We start from the raw sequence: 17,338 nt of genomic DNA, 5'->3' as shown, positions 1-17,338 counted from the left end.
TTACTGTGACTTCGCTCTAAATCCGCAGAGTTTGCCCGAGCTTAACAATCCACTCACAGCTTGTATATGAAGCACCTCTTGTTCGTCTAACAATTAAACAAAACCCGCGCCATAACACCACAAAAGCCATACACAGCCTGAGTTTTAAGCACTTTTGACATCAGTCTAGATCAAGTTTGGTAGATTTGATTGCATCCGTTTTAGCGAATCTGCCAAGCTAAATACACCTTAAAGACATCGCTCAGCGACACCCAAGCGCATTGCGCTGCTCTAGCTGGATGTCATTGACGATTTAAATTGGTTTTAACTTTATTTTTGCGATTTTTGATGGAGAAATACATGCGTTTTCATCTTTTTGCTTGTGCTTTGGTTGGTAGCAGTATCAGCATTTCTGCCTTTGCCGAACCACCCATTCAAGCAGGTGATACTTTAGAAAGTTTATCTAAAGTCAAAATAAGCACCACGATTAATGGGCAAGCAGGCTCACTACAAGAATTAATCGCCAATGGTCAGATACGCATTGTACCGAGTACAGATACAAACTTAACAAGTCCAGCAGAAAATATAGCGCAACAGCCTGCAAACCAAATTTCAGCCGAACAAGCCAATCTGGCTCAAGACAATGTACCGATGACGATGCCTGTCGGGACTGAATCCGAACTGCAACACGCAGCGCAGGCAGAGCAAGTGAGCGAACAACACATACAAGCCACCTCTGCGCCATTATTGTCATCTTCAGCCGATTTACCTGTAAATGCTGGCGATGATGTGGATGTCACCGCAGAAGCGCTAAATGCTGCACCACAAAACCCTGCTGCATCTGAACAAGCAGCAGTCAATCTGCCCACGACTGAACGGCTTGAAACCACAGCACCTGCGGCACAGGGCGCAGATGTAAACGATATAGATTTAAGCCATCTACAACCAAGTGATACGGAACAATAAGATCTGTTTAAGACCAATCTTGAGCTAAAAATAAAAAACCAGCACTTTATAATGCTGGTTTTTTAAAATCTATTGAGCAGTTTTTAAATTTCGATTTGACTACCCAATTCCACCACACGGTTGGTTGGAATTTGATAGAAATCACTCACAGGACTGGTATTGCGCTGCATTGAAATAAACAGTTTTTCACGCCACGGTGACATGCCATCGCCCACCGTATGCACAATTCGATCACGCGAAATAAAGAAGCTCATTTGCATCATATCGAATTCAAACTCAAGCTGTTCATAGGCTTGTTTCAAGGCATTTGGAATATTTGGCTGATCTTTAAAACCGTAATACATGGCAATCCGATAAAAACGATCATCCAGTTTTTCGACTTGAATCCGATCTTGCTGCGCCACAAATGGAATATCACGCGTGATGACCGTTACCATGATATTGCGTTCATGTAAGACCTTGTTGTGCTTAATATTATGCAACATGGCATGTGGCACAATATTGGGCGTACCTGTCAAGAAAATCGCATCGCCAGGGACAAATTTGGTTTCATTGCCCATACTAATACTGTGAATGAATAGGTCTATCGGCAAGGCATCTTTTTCCAAACGATTGAAAACCAATGCACGACCATCTTTCCACGTCATTAAAATGGTATACATGATGGCGCCAATTAAAATTGGCACCCATCCCCCTGACACAATTTTGAGCGAGGTCGAAGCCACAAAAATTAAATCTAGGGTTAAAAATGGCACTGCAAAAAGGGCAACTTTCCACATCGGCCAACGCCAAAAACCATAGGCCAGCACTGAAATTAAAATCGTGCCACACAGCATGGTCATGGTCACTGCCACGCCATAAGCACTGGCAAGTCTGGCACTATTTTCAAATAATAAAATTAAGATAAGCACCGAAATAAATAAGGCCCAGTTAATGAATGGCAAATAGATTTGACCACGTTCAACATCGGACGTGTGACGTACAGTCAGGCGTGGTAAATAACGCAATTGAATGGCCTGATTGACCATTGAAAATACCCCTGTGATCACCGCTTGAGAAGCGATCACCGCTGCAGCTGTGGCTAAACCAATCATCGGGTATAAGCCCCATTCAGGCACCAACATATAGAACGGATTTTCAATTGCTGCAGGGTTACGTAGCAATAATGCCCCTTGTCCTGCGTAATTCAATAACAAGCAAGGTAAGACAATCAAAAACCACGCGAGGCGAATAGGCATCCGCCCAAAATGCCCCATATCGGCATAGAGTGCTTCGCCACCCGTCATGGTTAAAATCACCGCACCCATGGTGAGAAATGCAACAAAGGGTTGCTCTACTACAAAGTTAAACGCCCAGTGTGGACTGACCATGGCCAATACAAATGGGGTTTGGATGATACTGAGCAGCCCTGCACCGCCAATGGCTAAAAACCACAGCAAAGTCAGTGGGCCAAAAAATTTGCCCATAGTGCCTGTACCATGACGCTGCACAATGAACAGTCCTGCCAAAATACCAATGGAGAGCGGTACGAGCCATTGATTAAAGATAGGCGTGGCAATACTTAGTCCTTCAATGGCAGACAATACTGAAATAGCGGGGGTGATAATACCATCGCCAAAGAAAAGTGATGCGCCAATAAAGCCAAGTGCGATCAGAAAGATTTTTTTGTCTTCGGCAATGCGGGTGGTGCGCAGGTTCAATGCCAATAATGACATGATCCCGCCTTCGCCATTGTTATCGGCACGCATAATGATAGTGACGTATTTGAAGCTGATGGTGAGCATCATGCACCAGAAAATTAGGGATAAAATTCCCAATACACTGGCTTGGGTAATTGCAAGATGAGCCGTTAAAAAAGTTTGTCTGAAGGCGTACAGAGGACTGGTTCCGATATCCCCAAATACAACTCCGAGTGCAGCCAAGGTAATGACGGGTAAGGCTGCTTTTTTTGCAGTACTTTGCATAGGTGTCTTCGATTTAGACGGTATTTTTGAGAATCATAGCACTACGCTGAAAGTTTTTCTCTAAATCAAATGTTTCAACTTGGCTTTGTACTATTTTTTGGTTATTATCCACCGCCTATGGTGAAGTGTCCGAGTGGCTGAAGGAGCACGCCTGGAAAGTGTGTATACGTTAATAGCGTATCGAGGGTTCGAATCCCTCTTTCACCGCCAAATTAGTTGTTTACGGTATTATCCCGTAGTTTTAAGGGCTTGAATCTAAAGGGTTTAGGCCTTTTTTATGTTTAATGCAATCCACTTTATCTATTGCAAGCTTGATCTAGTTGGGGATATAACTAGGGGTATAATAAATTACCCCCAAAACTATACCCCCAATTCTGTGGAATCATTGCAATGCTTACAGATGCTCAAGTCAGAAAAATAAAACCATCGGAAAAGAAAGCCAAATAATTACCTATGATCGAAATCTAGCACATATCACGGCTGGCGGGCTTGGTTATCGTGAATTCTAAAAGTTGAACCCATATAGGGGGAAGCCCCCTACTCACTTAGGTATGATTTATTCAAATCACCATTCATCTATTACTATTAAAATATATTCGTCCTTCTATGTATTTCTTATTAGTGGCGGGTTTTCCCGCTGCGGACAACTTCACACTATTGGATTTATGGGTACAGATATAATCAAAGCCTAAGAATCTGAAAGAAGCATATCGCCTGCATTAGACTGATAGCTATTCAGCTCATGTTGATTTTTACTCATTTTATCAACATGACAACCTAAATATGTTTATGTCATCGACATGACAACTCTCTCATGTCGATTTTTATCGGTTTTATCGACATGACAGCCTGAATATGTTTCAGGCCATACAGCTAAAGACATAAGACAATATTCCTTTTAGGTTTTTAAGCACATCAACAACCTGAACGCCAAATGTCACATCCTAAAGTGAATTAGCTTTCTAAAAAGGTCATTATCAACCAAACACCCAATAAAAAACCACTGCTCAATCTTCCAGATCAACATAGCGGTTTTAAACTCATCTTTTACAGATCAGTCACATCTTACATTTTCTTTTCTTCAATATTTAAAGCATTGATTGCCAATACCGCCTGAGTACGATTTTGCACACCCAATTTACGGAAAATTGCGGTCACATGCGCTTTAATCGTCGCTTCAGAAACATCTAATTCATAGGCAATTTGTTTATTCAACAAACCTTCTGCCACCATCATCAATACACGGAATTGCTGTGGTGTTAAAGACTGAATACGTTCAGCCAAAGCTGTTTCATCTGCAGCGCGAGGGTCAAAGTTAACATTCGCAGCCAAGTTTGGCGGCAACCAAATCTCACCTTCTAAAACTTGACGAATTGCTTCACCAATATGGCTCGGATGTGCCGATTTTGGGATATAACCCATCGCCCCATGCGCAATTGAACGTTGAATAATCGATGCTTCTTCGTGAGCGGACACCACAATAATTGGGATAGATGGATATTGCGCACGCACATGCACCAATGCAGAAAAGCCCGATGCCCCTGGTAAATTCAAGTCCAATAAAACAAGATCAGGCTCAGGTCCATTTTCCAAACGTTCGTACAATTCATTAACTGCAGCAGTTTCATGAATTTGAGCTTGCGGTAAGCTATAACGAACCGCCTGAATTAAGGCATGGCGAAACAGCGGATGATCATCAACGATTAATATATTCATAACAGACGTGAGAGATCTTGGGCACAGTTGTTATATTCTAACCACACAAAGACAATTAAGGATATGCAAGACATGACTTTTTTGCATTTATTGTGCAATTAATCACAGAAAAGCGTTTATTTTTTATGTTTTCAGCGCTCAGTCAAAAAGGTTGATCATTTTGTGGATTTTTTAATCAGTTTTATTTTACAACCAAAACGCTCAAAACAAGATGTAATATGAATTGACATACTCCCACCACTTTCGTTTTCACTCAAGTGGGGGATTCTAAAAGCAAAGCTCTTAGGCGACTTCCTCACGGATTTCGCTTGCTTTCTGCTTCTTAGGGCGACCTTTACCGCATCCACCCTCCACAGACAAAACGGCATGTCCTGCCGACAATATATTACGAGATGCGTTTAAATCCGCATTCGCAACATAACCGCATCCGACACACTCAAATTTAGCTTGAGTTTGTCGGTTTTCTTTTGCTACATGACCACATTCACAGCAGGTTTGACTTGTGTACTTCGGATCAACTTTTACAAGTAATCCACCTCGCCATTGTTGCTTATATTCCAACATACTAACGAGCATGCCCCAACCTTGATCTAGGATTGATTTGTTTAAGCCTGACTTAGCTTTTACATTCTTTCCTTGATTTTCGATTGTGCCACTTGCTGACTTCGACATATTTGCTACTTTTAAATCCTCAACAGCAATCATTGCGTGGTTTTTGCTGAGCGTTGTAGTGATTTTTTGCAAGTAGTCATGACGAATATTGGCAATGTGATGATGTAGTTTATTGATTTTAAAATTCAGCTTTTTCCAATTTTGACTAAATTTAACTTTCTTTCTCTGCTTCCGTTGAAGTCTAGCTAATTTAATCTGATTGGTTTTAAAGCTATTGATCGGGTCAAAGACCTGACCATTTGAGGTAGTGATTAATTTCTTAACACCAAGATCAACACCAATCGCTGATTTTGATGGGTGGATCGGCATTTCACTAAGTTCTGTTTCAGTACAGAATGAAACGTACCAACGTCCTGACACCTTACTGATCGTCACATTTTTTATTGTGCCTAGAATCTCTTGCGACTTCCTGAATTTAATAACACCTACGCCATTAGGGAGTTTGAGTTTATTTCCTTTAACCCAACAGTATTTATCGAATTGTACAAGGCGAATGGAATCATAACCGTCTGATTTTTTCTTAAATCTAGGCATAAGTGGGCGCAACTGAACCTCAGTACCATCAGCCAATTTAAAAAATTTAGGTTTCTTAGGTTTGCGCTTTTTTTCTTTTAGTCGAGCATGTTCTTTAGGGTTGAAAAACTTCCCCCATGCTGATGCAAGATCACGAACTTTTTGTTGAAGTGACACAGCATTTGAATTTCCATCTAAAAAGCTAAACTGAGGATTCTTTTTCAGTGCTGTTATCTTTTTTACTAGATTCACCGCATTAATGTGTTTATTTTGAGCAAACATTTCAAATGAAATTGCTAATATTTGATTCCAAACAAAGCGTGCAGAGCCAACGAGATTATTTAAAATAACCTCTTGCTCGACATTAGGCTCAAGCCTAAATTTATACGCTTTGTTGATTTTCATTAATGAGTGTGTATCTGTTAATATGGTGCTGATTCTAACATTTTAGGTATATTTTTTCAATGAGTGAGATATATAAAAACCGACATTCAGCCTTTAATCTTCATGTTCATTTAGTTTTTATAACGAAATATCGAAAAAAAATACTAGGTGAGTTGCATCATAAATATTTCAATGAGTGTGCAACTGAAATATGTAAAGATTTTGATGCTGAATTAAAGGAATGTAATGGTGAATCCGACCATGTTCACATGCTTATTCAGTATCCACCAACGGTACAGTTAAGCAAATTGGTTAATAATTTAAAGTCTGTAACAAGTAGAAGAATGCGAAATGAGTTTTTAGACTTGAGAGGGAATTATACAAAACCTGTTTTATGGTCAAGATCATATTTTGCAGGGTCTTGTGGTGGTGCGCCTTTGGAAATAATCAAACAATATATTCAGAATCAACAAGGTTGAAATTTGTGAAATTCACCTCCACCCTGACTGACGGGTGGAGTCCTCTTTCACTTGGAGATAGAAAATATCCCAAGATAAGGGTTTATATCCGTACCGATTCAGACAAACTCAGCAACAAAGCAGGACAAGCGTTTGATATACCCCGGGCATGGTCGCAACAGTCGATATTAAAACGGGTGAAAAAACGGTGTTGGAATATCTGATCAAACCATTCAACAAAGCCAAAGAAGCCTTACGTGAGCGCTAAACAGAAATTCTCTTATACCTGAATTTAATGAATTATCTCATCTCTGATTCTTGCCTTCTCCCAAAACCCAACTGGGCTCAAGTGAAGGCGAGAATGAGGGCGATAATATCCTATGCCCTCTACAGTTTTATTTTTCACAGATTTTGCATTTCATCTTAATTGCCTAAACAATCTACAGCAACGCAGCAAATCCTCCTTTTCACCTCTTTCCAAGCCTGATGACACTGTGTATAACCATAAGTCACGCAATGAAAATGATAAGCATAGGCAAAACAGGTAAAAAACCGTTAGACTATGCATCTCTCTCATTCAATGTCGTTTCAGACAAATAAGAAGGTGAAGGTTGATGCCGCTCAATACTGTCGAAGAGCTTGTAGCAGATATCCGTGCAGGAAAAATGGTCATCCTCATGGATGATGAAGATCGTGAAAATGAAGGTGATTTAGTCATTGCCGCAACCCACGTTCGCCCTGAAGATATCAACTTCATGATCACACACGCGCGTGGTCTTGTTTGCTTAACCTTAAGTCGTGACCGTTGCCAGCAATTAAACCTACCGTTAATGGTTGATGCCAATGGTGCACAACACGGTACGAACTTTACTTTGTCGATTGAAGCTGCTAAAGGCATTACCACGGGTATTTCTGCCGCAGAACGTGCGCATACCATTCAAACCGCTGTCGCTGCACATGCCAAGCCTGCCGATATTGTTCAGCCTGGGCATATTTTCCCACTCATGGCACAGCCAGGTGGTGTATTGCACCGTGCAGGACATACCGAAGCAGGTTGTGATCTTGCCCGTTTGGCAGGTTTAGAGCCTGCATCGGTAATTTGTGAAATCATCAATGAAGACGGCACGATGGCGCGTCGTCCAGATTTAGAAATTTTTGCTGAAAAGCACGGGTTAAAAATTGGTACTATTGCCGATTTAATCCACTATCGCATGACCAATGAACAAACTGTAGAGCGTTTGGATCAGCAAAGCATCGACACCGAATATGGTACTTTTGACTTATATCGCTACCGTGAACTGGGGAACCCAGACATTCACTTGGCATTGGTCAAAGGCGAGCCGAAAGAAGGCGTTACCACAGTACGTGTGCATGGTTTTAATCCAACCCGTGATTTGCTGAAGCTGAAAAAAGCAGATGGTTCGGCAACTTGGAATTTAGACCGTGCTTTAAAAGAAATTGCCAACAGTGAACGTGGTGTTTTGGTCTGGATTGGTCAAGCTCAATTGCAAGACTTGGGCCCTGCCCTAGACAGCCTTAAATCCCCGAAACAAGGCAAAGCCAATGCTGCATTGTCACAGCAATACCAAACCATTGGCGTGGGTGCACAAATTTTACGTGATTTAGGCGTTGAAAAAATGAAGCTACTCAGCTCACCATTACGTTTCAATGCTTTATCAGGCTTTAACTTAGAAGTGGTGGAATATATCACCGCAGATCCAACATCAGAGAAATAATCGAGGTTGCTATGGCAATTCGCCGTATTGAAGGTTTATTACATCTCGCTAGCGAAGGCCGTTATGCGATTTTAGTCGGTCGTTTTAATAGTTTTGTGGTTGAGCATTTGCTTGATGGCGCAATTGACACATTGAAACGTCATGGCGTATCAGAGGATAATATCACCGTTGTTCATGCACCAGGCGCTTGGGAACTTCCTGTTGTGGCTAAAAAATTAGCTGCATCGAATGGTTATGATGCCATTATTGCACTCGGCGCAGTGATTCGCGGTAGCACTCCACACTTTGACTTTGTTGCAGGCGAATGTGCCAAAGGCTTAGGTGTGGTTGGTTTAGATACTGGCTTACCTGTGATTAACGGTGTATTGACTACGGATAGTATTGAACAAGCAATTGAACGCTCTGGAACAAAAGCAGGTAATAAAGGAAGTGAAGCTGCCTTAACTGCAATTGAAATGGTTAACTTGTTAAAGGCTATTTAACGCTATGTCGCAAACACTTCAAGCAACTTATGCAGCAAAACGTAAAGCACGTCGTTTTGCTGTGCAAGGTATTTATGAATGGCAGATGAGCCACAATCCAGTACATGAAATTGAAGCACGTACCCGTGTGGAAAATGCCATGCACAAAGTGGATCTCGGCTATTATCATGAATTGTTGACTCAAGTGGTTGCCAATCATGAAGCATTGGATGCATTACTGGTGCCTGTTCTTGATCGTGACATTCAAGCCCTCGATGGTGTTGAACTCGCCACCTTACGTTTAGGTGCTTATGAGTTAGAACAACATCTGGAAATTCCATACCGTGTGGTATTGGATGAAGCGATTGAATTGGCAAAACACTTTGGTGGTGCAGACAGCCACAAATACATCAATGGTGTATTAGACCGTCTTGCCAACAGCTTACGTGCAGCAGAAAAGCAACAAAGCAACTAATTCAAAGTATTGAGTCGATTGTTGTATGGCTGAGTTTTCCATTATTGAGACCTATTTCAACAGACCGCGTCCCGATGCAGTCGATTTAGGTGTCGGTGATGACTCAGCTCTGCTCACCCCTCCGCCGCAACAACAATTGGTCATTTGTGCCGACACTTTAGTCGCTGGACGACATTTCCCCCTCGATACCAACCCACATGCGATTGGTTGGAAATCGGTTGCGGTCAATTTATCTGACATTGCCGCCATGGGTGCCACCCCACACAGTATATTATTGGCATTGAGCCTACCCCAAATTGATCACGACTGGCTCAAAGGGTTTAGTCAGGGTTTACATGATTGTTGCGATCAATTTGGGGTAAGTTTAATTGGTGGAGATACCACACAAAGCCCGCATCTCACCATTTCCGTTACCGCCTTAGGCTGGATTGAACAAGGACATGCCATTCCACGTTCAGGCGCGCAAGTCGGTGATTATATTTGCGTCAGCGGACAAGTCGGTGATGCCGCTTTTGGTTTAGATCATCTCGATCATCCTTTAAAACAACGTCTCGACTACCCAACACCACGTTGTCAACTTGGACAACAACTCAAAGGTCTGGCTTCAAGCATGATTGATGTTTCAGATGGCTTGGCACAAGATTTAGGGCATATTCTCAAAGCCTCTCAGGTCGGTGCTTGTATTGAACTCAGCCAACTGCCTATAGATGCTGCATTAACCGAATTACCACAACAAAAGCAGTGGCAATATGCCTTGGCAGGTGGCGATGACTATGAGTTATGCTTTACAATAAGCCCACAAAATTATCAGCAGCTTTTGCAAAAACCGCTGAATACCCCTATTCATATTATTGGCAAAATTAACAATCAAAACCGCTTAAGCTTTGAACAGAATGGCGTAGATCGTTCACTTCATTTTCATGGATACCAACACTTTGCAAAAACCCGCGATTAATTTCAAAGCCATGTCTTGGACTGACCGACTGATTGTATGCTGTGGTGTTGGCTTCGGTTCAGGTCTACTACCCAAAGCTCCCGGTACCTTTGGTTCGGCCTTTGCCCTACTGTTCATTCCCATTTGGTTCGCGCTTGGTTTCATTCCAAGCCTTTTTGCCATTGCCATCATGTCCCTCGTTGGCATATATATCTGTGGACGTACTGCACAGGTTATGGGCGTACATGATGATGGTCGTATTGTTTGGGATGAATTTGCAGGACAATCGATTACCTTTTTACCCCTGATTTTTATCAATCAAATCAGCTGGGTCTGGGTAATTGTGGGTTTTGTCCTATTCCGACTGTTTGATGTATGGAAACCTTGGCCAATCCGTGTCATTGATCGTCAGGTCGAAGGTGGTTTTGGCATCATGCTGGACGATATTATTGCGGGTCTTTGGGCCGCATTATGTATTTATATTTATTTATCTTTTACTTTGGTTTAGCCATCACTAGGATTCAACATGTCTACCACCGTGATTATTCTTGCAGCAGGTAAAGGCACGCGCATGCGTTCAAATTTACCAAAAGTATTACAACCTCTTGCAGGACGCCCACTCTTGGGTCACGTGATTGATACCGCAAAAAAATTACAAGCCGATCATATTATTACCATTTACGGTCACGGCGGTACTTTGGTTCAAAATGCGTTTGCACATGAACAGGTGCAGTGGGTCGAACAAGCGGAACAGCTCGGCACAGGTCACGCAGTCAAAGTGACTTTGCCTGTTTTACCACATGAAGGCGTATCCCTAATTTTATCTGGAGATGTACCTTGCATTACAGAGCAAACTTTACAAAAGCTGCTCGATGTTTCACGTGAAACCCAAATTGGATTGGTGACACTCACCCTTGCCGATGCTACGGGTTATGGTCGTATTGTGCGTGAAAACGGTAAAATTCAAGCGATTGTTGAACATAAAGATGCATCTGAAGCACAGCGTCAAATTCAAGAAATCAACACGGGTATTTACTGCGTCAGCAATGCCAAATTACATGAATGGCTGCCAAAACTGAGCAATAACAATGCGCAGGGTGAATATTACCTGACCGATATTGTGGCGATGGCAATTGCCGATGGTTTAGAAGTTGCATCGGTAGAACCTCAACTGGCTTTTGAAGTAGAAGGCGTGAATGACCGTGTGCAATTGGCTGCATTAGAACGCGAGTTCCAGAACTTCCAAGCCAAGCAACTCATGCAACAAGGTGTGCATTTAATTGACCCAACCCGTTTTGATTTACGTGGTAATCTCACTGCAGGTAAAGACGTTCGCATTGATATTAACGTAATTATTGAAGGCGATTGCGAACTGGGTGATGGCGTAGAAATTGGTGCAGGTTGTATCCTCAAAAACACCAAAATTGCTGCGGGCACTAAAGTTCAGCCGTATAGCGTATTTGACCAAGCGGTTGTAGGTGAAGCTGCGCAAATTGGTCCATTCTCACGTTTACGTCCGGGTGCGGTATTGGCCAATGAAGTGCATATTGGCAACTTTGTTGAAGTGAAAAACAGTCAAATTGGTTTAGGCTCCAAAGCCAACCACTTTACCTACTTAGGTGATGCCGAAGTGGGTGCAGGCAGCAATATTGGTGCAGGTACGATTACTTGCAATTATGATGGTGCCAATAAATTTAAAACCATTATTGGTGACCAAGTCTTTATTGGTTCAAATAGTTCATTGGTTGCACCTGTCACCATTGCCAATGGTGCAACGGTAGGCGCAGGCTCGACCATTACCCGTGATGTTGCAGAACAGTGTTTAGCTGTGGAACGTTCTAAACAGTTCACTAAAGAAAATTATCAACGTCCACAGAAATTGAAAAAATAAGAGGAAGTTCCTATGTGCGGTATTGTCGGTGGCGTTGCAGAACGTAGTATTACCAATATCCTCATTGAAGGTTTAAAGCGTTTAGAATATCGCGGTTATGATTCCGCAGGTTTGGCATTGATTAGTCAAGGTCAGGTCTTGCGTGAGCGTCGTGTCGGTAAAGTAGCAAATCTTGAGCAAGCAGTACTAGATTCTCAAGTCACAGGTTCACTCGGTATTGCCCATACACGTTGGGCAACACATGGCAAACCGACAGAAAACAATGCACATCCGCATATTTCTGGCAATGTTGCTGTCGTACACAACGGTATTATCGAAAATTATCAAGAACTGAAAGATGAGCTAGAAGCTTTAGGCTATATGTTCAGCTCTCAAACGGATACTGAAGTGGTTGCGCACTTGGTCAACCATGCTCTTAAAACTGCACCGAATTTATTGGTTGCGGTACAGCAAGTCGTGCCTCAACTGAAAGGTGCTTATGCTCTGGGAATTATCCATACCGATTATCCAGATGAATTGATCACGGTACGTGAAGGTTCTCCTTTGGTGATTGGTGTCGGTATTGGCGAAAACTTTATCAGTTCAGACCAATTGGCGTTATTGCCGATCACCAACCGTTTTATGTATTTGGAAGAAGGTGATATCGCCCGCTTAACCCGCGACAGCATTGAAGTTTTTGTAAACGGTCAAACGGTTGAACGCCCTGTAAAAGAGTTGGATGCAACTGTAAGCAATGCATCGAAAGGTGAATATAAACACTACATGCTCAAAGAAATTTATGAGCAGCCTGAAGCAATTCAACAAACCATTTCACAAGCATTAAATGGCAACGCTTTACGTGAAGATTTCCTGAAAGATGCTGAACTTGATTTTGCCAACATCCAACAGGTACAGATTATTGCCTGCGGTACCAGCTACCATGCAGGGATGATTGCAAAATATTGGTTTGAACAGCTGATTAACTTGCCATGTCATGTGGAAATTGCCAGCGAATACCGTTATCGTACCCCAGTCATTGTGAATAACACGTTGTATGTGTGCATTTCACAATCTGGCGAAACTGCAGATACTTTAGCTGCGTTACGTGATACACAAAAACGTGCTGCTGCAAAAGGTTTAGATATCACAACCATGACCATTTGTAACGTGGCAACGTCGTCAATGGTACGTGAAACCAACCATAGTTTGTTAACGCTTGCGGGTCCTGAAATTGGTGTGGCATCGACCAAAGCCTTTACGACACAGTTGGCAGCATTAATGCTGTTGGTGCTCAAAATTGGTCAGGTGAAAAATGCAATTGCAGCGACAGAAACAGCGGAAATTATTGCAGACTTGTGGCACACACCAAAAGTAATTTTAGATACTTTGCAAAATGATACGGCAATTTTACGTTTGTCTGAATTGTTTGTAGAGAAAAATCACTGCTTGTTCTTGGGTCGTGGCACACAATTCCCAATTGCCTTGGAAGGTGCTTTGAAACTGAAAGAAATTTCATATATTCACGCAGAAGGTTATGCTGCGGGTGAATTAAAGCACGGCCCATTGGCATTGGTAGACAATGACATGCCTGTGGTGATTTTAGCACCGCAAGATGACATGCTGGATAAACTGAAATCCAATATGGAAGAAGTACAGGCACGTGGTGGTGAGCTGTTTGTATTTGCAGATGAACACAGCGGCATTCCTGCAGATAAAGAGCGTCAGCATGTGGTTTATGTACCGCAAGTCAGCGCGTTGCTTGCGCCAATTGTGTATAGCATTCCTGTGCAGTTGTTGTCTTATCATGTGGCAGTTTTGCGCGGTACTGATGTCGATCAACCTAGAAACTTGGCAAAAAGCGTAACAGTGGAATAATGTTGATTAAATTCAATTAGTTAAATTTAATAAAATTATTTTGAATCACCTAAAAAATCCGCAGTCGGCTTCATTTTTAGAAATTTAGTACTGCGGATTTTTTATGTCTGATGCTTTTATTTTTCGCATAGCTGCAGCGCATTGTAAGTGATATTAATATTTTTGCAGACAATGAAAACTTTTATAAAACAAACAACCTAAGTCATTTAACCGCACTATTTTCCAAAAATGTTGTTTATTTATTCAGTCAGTACAATGACATGCAAAAAATGATTGACCCTATTTTTGCATCATGTATTATACACCGCATGCGGGAATAGCTCAGTTGGTAGAGCACAACCTTGCCAAGGTTGGGGTCGCGAGTTCGAGTCTCGTTTCCCGCTCCAGATTCAGAAAAGCCCTAGTCGAAAGATTAGGGCTTTTTTCTTGTTGATTTTATTATATTTTTTAAAAAATCTTCTTCCTATGTTATTCGATTCAATAAAAAATATTTTTAATGTAATTTGTATTTTGTGACCAAGATGTGACCATGGCGTGCCCACAACAATAAAAATGGTCTCAATTAACCTTAAATGTCTTCAATCGATCACCACTTTCAGAGCTTTTTTTGAAGGTAAAAAATCACCCTATTCTCTTCAAAACAAGATGTTTTTTACCAAACGATCAAGGATTTGTGACCATTTCACTTTTTGATGTGACCAATTGTGACCAAACTAGCTATTATCATTTTGATTATTATCAATTTTCTTAAAAACCAATAAATCACCCACTTCCACATCTAATGCAATACAAATTTTATCAATGGTTTCAAAATCAATCCGTACAGATTCATCATTATAAAGTTTATGTAAAGTAGATTTATTAATTCCAGTACTTCTCACCAAATCAGCAACCTTAAGTTTCCTTTCTGCTAATAAAACTGCCAAGTTTGAAATAATCATAAAATTTCCTATTTAAATCATAAAAAGTACTTGCAAAGACATAAATATGTGATAATTTACATCTTAGGAATAATTTTTCCTAGTTACCTAGTAAAAAATATGAGGCTCTATTATGTCATATACCTATCTCACAGCCCAGCAACTGGCTGAAAAAATCCAGTACGACGCTCGTACTATTCGCAACCAACTGAAGGACAGTGTCTTTATTGAAGGTGTTCATTACATCCGTCCTTTTGGTGGTCGCAAAATTCTTTTTGTTTGGGAACGTATTGAAACTGAAATGCTTAAATTCACTGGTTTAAGTATGGATGCTCTTCAATAAGGTTCAGGAGGTTTAACCGATGGCTACCATCCGGGAAAGAAGTGGCAAACTCATTGCCGATTTTCGCTACATGGGCATCCGTTGCAGAGAGACAACCAATCTTGAAGACAATGCCTATAATCGCCGAATTTTAAAAAAACGTCTCGAGCAGCTTCAAGCTGAAATTACTTTGGGAACTTTTGAATACGAAAAGTATTTTCCAAAAAGTAAACGTGTTGAGGAGTTTAAGGAAAAAAGAAGTCAGCAAATCGCTGTACAAACCAAGGTTCCTCTTTTTAAAGAGTTTACTGAATTGTGGTTTAAACAGAAACAAATTGAATGGAGAGATTCATATCAACAAAAGGTTTCAATTGTAATCAAAAACTATTTGATCCCCGCTTTTGGTAATCAGGTTCTCTCAAAAATTAAGAAGTCAGACTTGCTGAACTTCCGTGCTTCCCTCGCCAAAGTGACACACGGAAAAGATCAAACAAGTCTGAAAGCATCGAGGATCAATCAAATCATGACGCCTTTACGTATGATACTGAATGATGCGGCAGAACGATACGATTTTGAGTCGCCGTATAAAAATATAAACAATCTGAAGGAAAGTAAAATCGAAGTCACACCTTTTTCTCTGGAAGAGGTGCATAAAATTCTCACTGCGGTGCGTGAGGACTTTAGGCCTTATTACACCATTCGCTTTTTCACAGGTATGCGTACCAGTGAAATCGATGGTCTGCAATGGAAAAATATCGACTTGCAACGTCGTGAGATCCATATCCGTGAAGCGTTAGTGAATGGTGTTCTTGGTGGAACCAAAACGTATGGTTCTGACCGCACGATCCAGATGAATGACCGGGTATACCAAGCCTTTCTGCAACAGAAAAGCCTCAACAACGGAAAATCGGACTTCGTCTTCTGTAACCGTGATGGCGGTCCTCTAGACTACCGTTTAGTTAATAAGCGTGTATGGCACCCTATCCTGCGCTTTTTAGGATTAACGCCTCGTCGTGCTTATCAGACACGTCATACAGCAGCAACGCTCTGGCTGGCGGCAGGTGAAAATCCAGAATGGGTCGCTCGCCAATTGGGGCATTCAACCACTGAAATGTTGTTCCGGGTCTATAGCCGCTACATTCCGAATGTTACCCGTCGCGATGGCAGTGCTTTTGAAGCCATGCTGGAGAGACTCACTACAGAGGAGCTTGCACATGAATAGTAAAGCTTTCTTTGGCGGCGTAGTCGTTAGCCCAGAAGCAGATATGGTCGCTCGTGAATTAATCCATGAGCTACACATTCCCAAACTGCACAATCTGGCCTTTTTGCTGGAAATCAATAAATGCTTCGATGACCACCAAGCATTGAGACTTTGGCTACAGCGAATGCTGGATGAAGGGCAAGCTCATTACGATGACTTGGCTCAACAGGCCCGTCTCCGCTTAATGAGTCTCGCTCACTCATAAAACAAACATATAAGGTCATCTAATTGATGACCTCAGCCCCTTTATACCTATAAAAAGGTGAACACATGCATAAAGATATTTCAATTTGGATGCCACTCTATATTGGCGACCTACAGGCAAAATTTGCACGAATGACGGCAGAACAAATTGGTGCAACCCTACTGTTAATGATGGATTTCTGGAAAAATGGTGCCATTCCTCATGACCTAGCTACTGTATGTAGCATCACAAAATTATCGCAACATACCAAGGCTAAAACTTTGTTGAATACGCTAATGGCCCTGGAATTGTTTGAAATCGAATCTGAGCAGATTCATTCAAATTTTTTAAGCAGTTTAAAAAGCCAGGCATTGCAAAATCAGCAAATGAAATCTGATAAAGCTAAAAATGCAGCTCAGGCACGTTGGGGGAAATCCGCTAGTAATGCTCAAGCATCAACCAAGCAACGAAAAGTAAATACTCAAGCAGCTCCTGAGAAGAGCCCGAGTATTACTCAAGTCATGCTTGAACCATGCCCTTCATCTTCATCTTCATCTTCATCTTCATCTTCATCTTCATCTTCATCTTCAAATTTTGAAGAAAAAAATGAGAGTTTTTTAGAAAATTCAAAGTGGATTTAGGAGATCA

The 17,338-nt window shown here is 41.5% G+C and carries 17 protein-coding genes, 2 tRNA genes and 1 pseudogene; 16 read left to right on the top strand and 4 right to left on the bottom strand.

Going from position 1 to position 17,338, the window contains the following annotated elements; genetic code table 11:
- The first annotated feature begins 339 nt into the window (after positions 1 to 339).
- Positions 340 to 945, top strand: coding sequence for a hypothetical protein (locus F947_RS08075; RefSeq protein ID WP_004974369.1), 606 nt, complete (start codon positions 340 to 342; stop codon positions 943 to 945).
- Between the two features lie 83 nt (positions 946 to 1,028).
- Here F947_RS08075 and F947_RS08070 read toward each other — a convergent pair whose 3' ends face one another.
- Positions 1,029 to 2,909, bottom strand: coding sequence for a potassium transporter Kup (locus F947_RS08070; RefSeq protein ID WP_004974367.1), 1,881 nt, complete (start codon positions 2,907 to 2,909; stop codon positions 1,029 to 1,031).
- A gap of 119 nt (positions 2,910 to 3,028) precedes the next feature.
- Between F947_RS08070 and F947_RS08065 the strand changes: the two genes are divergently transcribed.
- Positions 3,029 to 3,119 (top strand) — tRNA-Ser (locus tag F947_RS08065).
- A gap of 855 nt (positions 3,120 to 3,974) precedes the next feature.
- Here the strand turns inward: F947_RS08065 and F947_RS08060 are convergent.
- Both F947_RS08060 and F947_RS08055 read right to left on the bottom strand, forming a co-directional pair.
- Positions 3,975 to 4,625, bottom strand: coding sequence for a response regulator (locus tag F947_RS08060; RefSeq protein WP_004974358.1), 651 nt, complete (start codon positions 4,623 to 4,625; stop codon positions 3,975 to 3,977).
- Positions 4,626 to 4,907: 282 nt separating this feature from the next.
- The gene (locus tag F947_RS08055; RefSeq protein ID WP_004974356.1) at positions 4,908 to 6,215 is read right to left on the bottom strand and encodes an RNA-guided endonuclease InsQ/TnpB family protein; all 1,308 of its coding nucleotides are present in this window, start codon (positions 6,213 to 6,215) and stop codon (positions 4,908 to 4,910) included.
- 59 nt (positions 6,216 to 6,274) lie between these two features.
- Here F947_RS08055 and tnpA point away from each other — a divergent pair, with 59 nt between their 5' ends.
- From tnpA to F947_RS08010, 10 genes and pseudogenes are all read left to right on the top strand, one after another.
- Entirely contained in the window at positions 6,275 to 6,673 is a 399-nt protein-coding gene (gene tnpA, locus F947_RS08050) for an IS200/IS605 family transposase (RefSeq protein WP_004970281.1), read from the top strand.
- A gap of 77 nt (positions 6,674 to 6,750) precedes the next feature.
- Positions 6,751 to 6,920: pseudogene (locus F947_RS14340) on the top strand (secretion protein HlyD); the annotation flags it as partial.
- 346 nt (positions 6,921 to 7,266) lie between these two features.
- Positions 7,267 to 8,388, top strand: a complete 1,122-nt coding sequence (gene ribBA, locus F947_RS08045) for a bifunctional 3,4-dihydroxy-2-butanone-4-phosphate synthase/GTP cyclohydrolase II (protein ID WP_004974352.1) — start codon at positions 7,267 to 7,269, stop codon at positions 8,386 to 8,388.
- An 11-nt stretch (positions 8,389 to 8,399) separates the two neighbouring features.
- Positions 8,400 to 8,870, top strand: coding sequence for a 6,7-dimethyl-8-ribityllumazine synthase (ribH, locus tag F947_RS08040; protein ID WP_004974350.1), 471 nt, complete (start codon positions 8,400 to 8,402; stop codon positions 8,868 to 8,870).
- Positions 8,871 to 8,874: 4 nt separating this feature from the next.
- The gene (gene nusB / locus F947_RS08035) at positions 8,875 to 9,324 is read left to right on the top strand and encodes a transcription antitermination factor NusB (RefSeq protein ID WP_004974349.1); all 450 of its coding nucleotides are present in this window, start codon (positions 8,875 to 8,877) and stop codon (positions 9,322 to 9,324) included.
- Between the two features lie 25 nt (positions 9,325 to 9,349).
- Complete coding sequence (gene thiL / locus F947_RS08030) at positions 9,350 to 10,279, top strand: thiamine-phosphate kinase (protein ID WP_004974348.1); 930 nt, start codon at positions 9,350 to 9,352, stop codon at positions 10,277 to 10,279.
- The gene (locus F947_RS08025; RefSeq protein ID WP_004974347.1) at positions 10,245 to 10,766 is read left to right on the top strand and encodes a phosphatidylglycerophosphatase A family protein; all 522 of its coding nucleotides are present in this window, start codon (positions 10,245 to 10,247) and stop codon (positions 10,764 to 10,766) included. The genes thiL and F947_RS08025 overlap by 35 nt, the downstream gene beginning before the upstream one ends.
- An 18-nt stretch (positions 10,767 to 10,784) precedes the next feature.
- Entirely contained in the window at positions 10,785 to 12,149 is a 1,365-nt protein-coding gene (glmU, locus tag F947_RS08020) for a bifunctional UDP-N-acetylglucosamine diphosphorylase/glucosamine-1-phosphate N-acetyltransferase GlmU (RefSeq protein ID WP_004974345.1), read from the top strand.
- Positions 12,150 to 12,161: 12 nt separating this feature from the next.
- Entirely contained in the window at positions 12,162 to 14,003 is a 1,842-nt protein-coding gene (glmS, locus tag F947_RS08015; RefSeq protein WP_004974344.1) for a glutamine--fructose-6-phosphate transaminase (isomerizing), read from the top strand.
- A gap of 310 nt (positions 14,004 to 14,313) precedes the next feature.
- Positions 14,314 to 14,389: transfer RNA gene (locus tag F947_RS08010), tRNA-Gly, on the top strand.
- Between the two features lie 327 nt (positions 14,390 to 14,716).
- Here the strand turns inward: F947_RS08010 and F947_RS08005 are convergent.
- Positions 14,717 to 14,944: a helix-turn-helix domain-containing protein gene (locus F947_RS08005; RefSeq protein ID WP_004974343.1), complete on the bottom strand. Its 228-nt coding sequence runs from the start codon at positions 14,942 to 14,944 to the stop codon at positions 14,717 to 14,719.
- A 112-nt stretch (positions 14,945 to 15,056) separates the two neighbouring features.
- Between F947_RS08005 and F947_RS08000 the strand changes: the two genes are divergently transcribed.
- From F947_RS08000 to F947_RS07985, 4 genes are all read left to right on the top strand, one after another.
- Positions 15,057 to 15,266 (top strand): hypothetical protein, encoded by a 210-nt coding sequence (locus F947_RS08000; protein ID WP_000122748.1) that lies wholly within the window; start codon positions 15,057 to 15,059, stop codon positions 15,264 to 15,266.
- A 19-nt stretch (positions 15,267 to 15,285) separates the two neighbouring features.
- On the top strand, positions 15,286 to 16,467 hold the full coding sequence (locus F947_RS07995) for a site-specific integrase (RefSeq protein WP_004974341.1): 1,182 nt from the start codon (positions 15,286 to 15,288) through the stop codon (positions 16,465 to 16,467).
- Positions 16,460 to 16,711 (top strand): hypothetical protein, encoded by a 252-nt coding sequence (locus F947_RS07990; RefSeq protein WP_001084945.1) that lies wholly within the window; start codon positions 16,460 to 16,462, stop codon positions 16,709 to 16,711. Before F947_RS07995 ends, F947_RS07990 begins: the two co-directional genes overlap by 8 nt.
- A gap of 65 nt (positions 16,712 to 16,776) precedes the next feature.
- The gene (locus tag F947_RS07985; protein ID WP_004974339.1) at positions 16,777 to 17,331 is read left to right on the top strand and encodes a DUF1376 domain-containing protein; all 555 of its coding nucleotides are present in this window, start codon (positions 16,777 to 16,779) and stop codon (positions 17,329 to 17,331) included.
- The last annotated feature ends 7 nt before the right edge of the window (positions 17,332 to 17,338 follow it).

Source organism: Acinetobacter towneri DSM 14962 = CIP 107472 (assembly GCF_000368785.1).
Lineage (GTDB): Bacteria > Pseudomonadota > Gammaproteobacteria > Pseudomonadales > Moraxellaceae > Acinetobacter > Acinetobacter towneri.
Note: the sequence above shows the minus strand (reverse complement) of the source record. Positions and strands in the feature narration are given on the sequence as shown.

What these genes read in the sequence shown, in the direction of transcription:
- F947_RS08060 (WP_004974358.1), bottom strand. Translation starts at nt 4,625, where the DNA reads ATGAATATATTAATCGTTGATGATCATCCGCTGTTTCGCCATGCCTTA.
- F947_RS08000 (WP_000122748.1), top strand. Translation starts at nt 15,057, where the DNA reads ATGTCATATACCTATCTCACAGCCCAGCAACTGGCTGAAAAAATCCAG.
- F947_RS08005 (WP_004974343.1), bottom strand. Translation starts at nt 14,944, where the DNA reads ATGATTATTTCAAACTTGGCAGTTTTATTAGCAGAAAGGAAACTTAAG.
- ribH (WP_004974350.1), top strand. Translation starts at nt 8,400, where the DNA reads ATGGCAATTCGCCGTATTGAAGGTTTATTACATCTCGCTAGCGAAGGC.
- ribBA (WP_004974352.1), top strand. Translation starts at nt 7,267, where the DNA reads ATGCCGCTCAATACTGTCGAAGAGCTTGTAGCAGATATCCGTGCAGGA.
- thiL (WP_004974348.1), top strand. Translation starts at nt 9,350, where the DNA reads ATGGCTGAGTTTTCCATTATTGAGACCTATTTCAACAGACCGCGTCCC.
- glmU (WP_004974345.1), top strand. Translation starts at nt 10,785, where the DNA reads ATGTCTACCACCGTGATTATTCTTGCAGCAGGTAAAGGCACGCGCATG.
- tnpA (WP_004970281.1), top strand. Translation starts at nt 6,275, where the DNA reads ATGAGTGAGATATATAAAAACCGACATTCAGCCTTTAATCTTCATGTT.
- F947_RS08055 (WP_004974356.1), bottom strand. Translation starts at nt 6,215, where the DNA reads ATGAAAATCAACAAAGCGTATAAATTTAGGCTTGAGCCTAATGTCGAG.
- F947_RS07995 (WP_004974341.1), top strand. Translation starts at nt 15,286, where the DNA reads ATGGCTACCATCCGGGAAAGAAGTGGCAAACTCATTGCCGATTTTCGC.
- F947_RS08075 (WP_004974369.1), top strand. Translation starts at nt 340, where the DNA reads ATGCGTTTTCATCTTTTTGCTTGTGCTTTGGTTGGTAGCAGTATCAGC.
- glmS (WP_004974344.1), top strand. Translation starts at nt 12,162, where the DNA reads ATGTGCGGTATTGTCGGTGGCGTTGCAGAACGTAGTATTACCAATATC.
- F947_RS08025 (WP_004974347.1), top strand. Translation starts at nt 10,245, where the DNA reads ATGGATACCAACACTTTGCAAAAACCCGCGATTAATTTCAAAGCCATG.
- F947_RS08070 (WP_004974367.1), bottom strand. Translation starts at nt 2,909, where the DNA reads ATGCAAAGTACTGCAAAAAAAGCAGCCTTACCCGTCATTACCTTGGCT.
- F947_RS07985 (WP_004974339.1), top strand. Translation starts at nt 16,777, where the DNA reads ATGCATAAAGATATTTCAATTTGGATGCCACTCTATATTGGCGACCTA.
- F947_RS07990 (WP_001084945.1), top strand. Translation starts at nt 16,460, where the DNA reads ATGAATAGTAAAGCTTTCTTTGGCGGCGTAGTCGTTAGCCCAGAAGCA.
- nusB (WP_004974349.1), top strand. Translation starts at nt 8,875, where the DNA reads ATGTCGCAAACACTTCAAGCAACTTATGCAGCAAAACGTAAAGCACGT.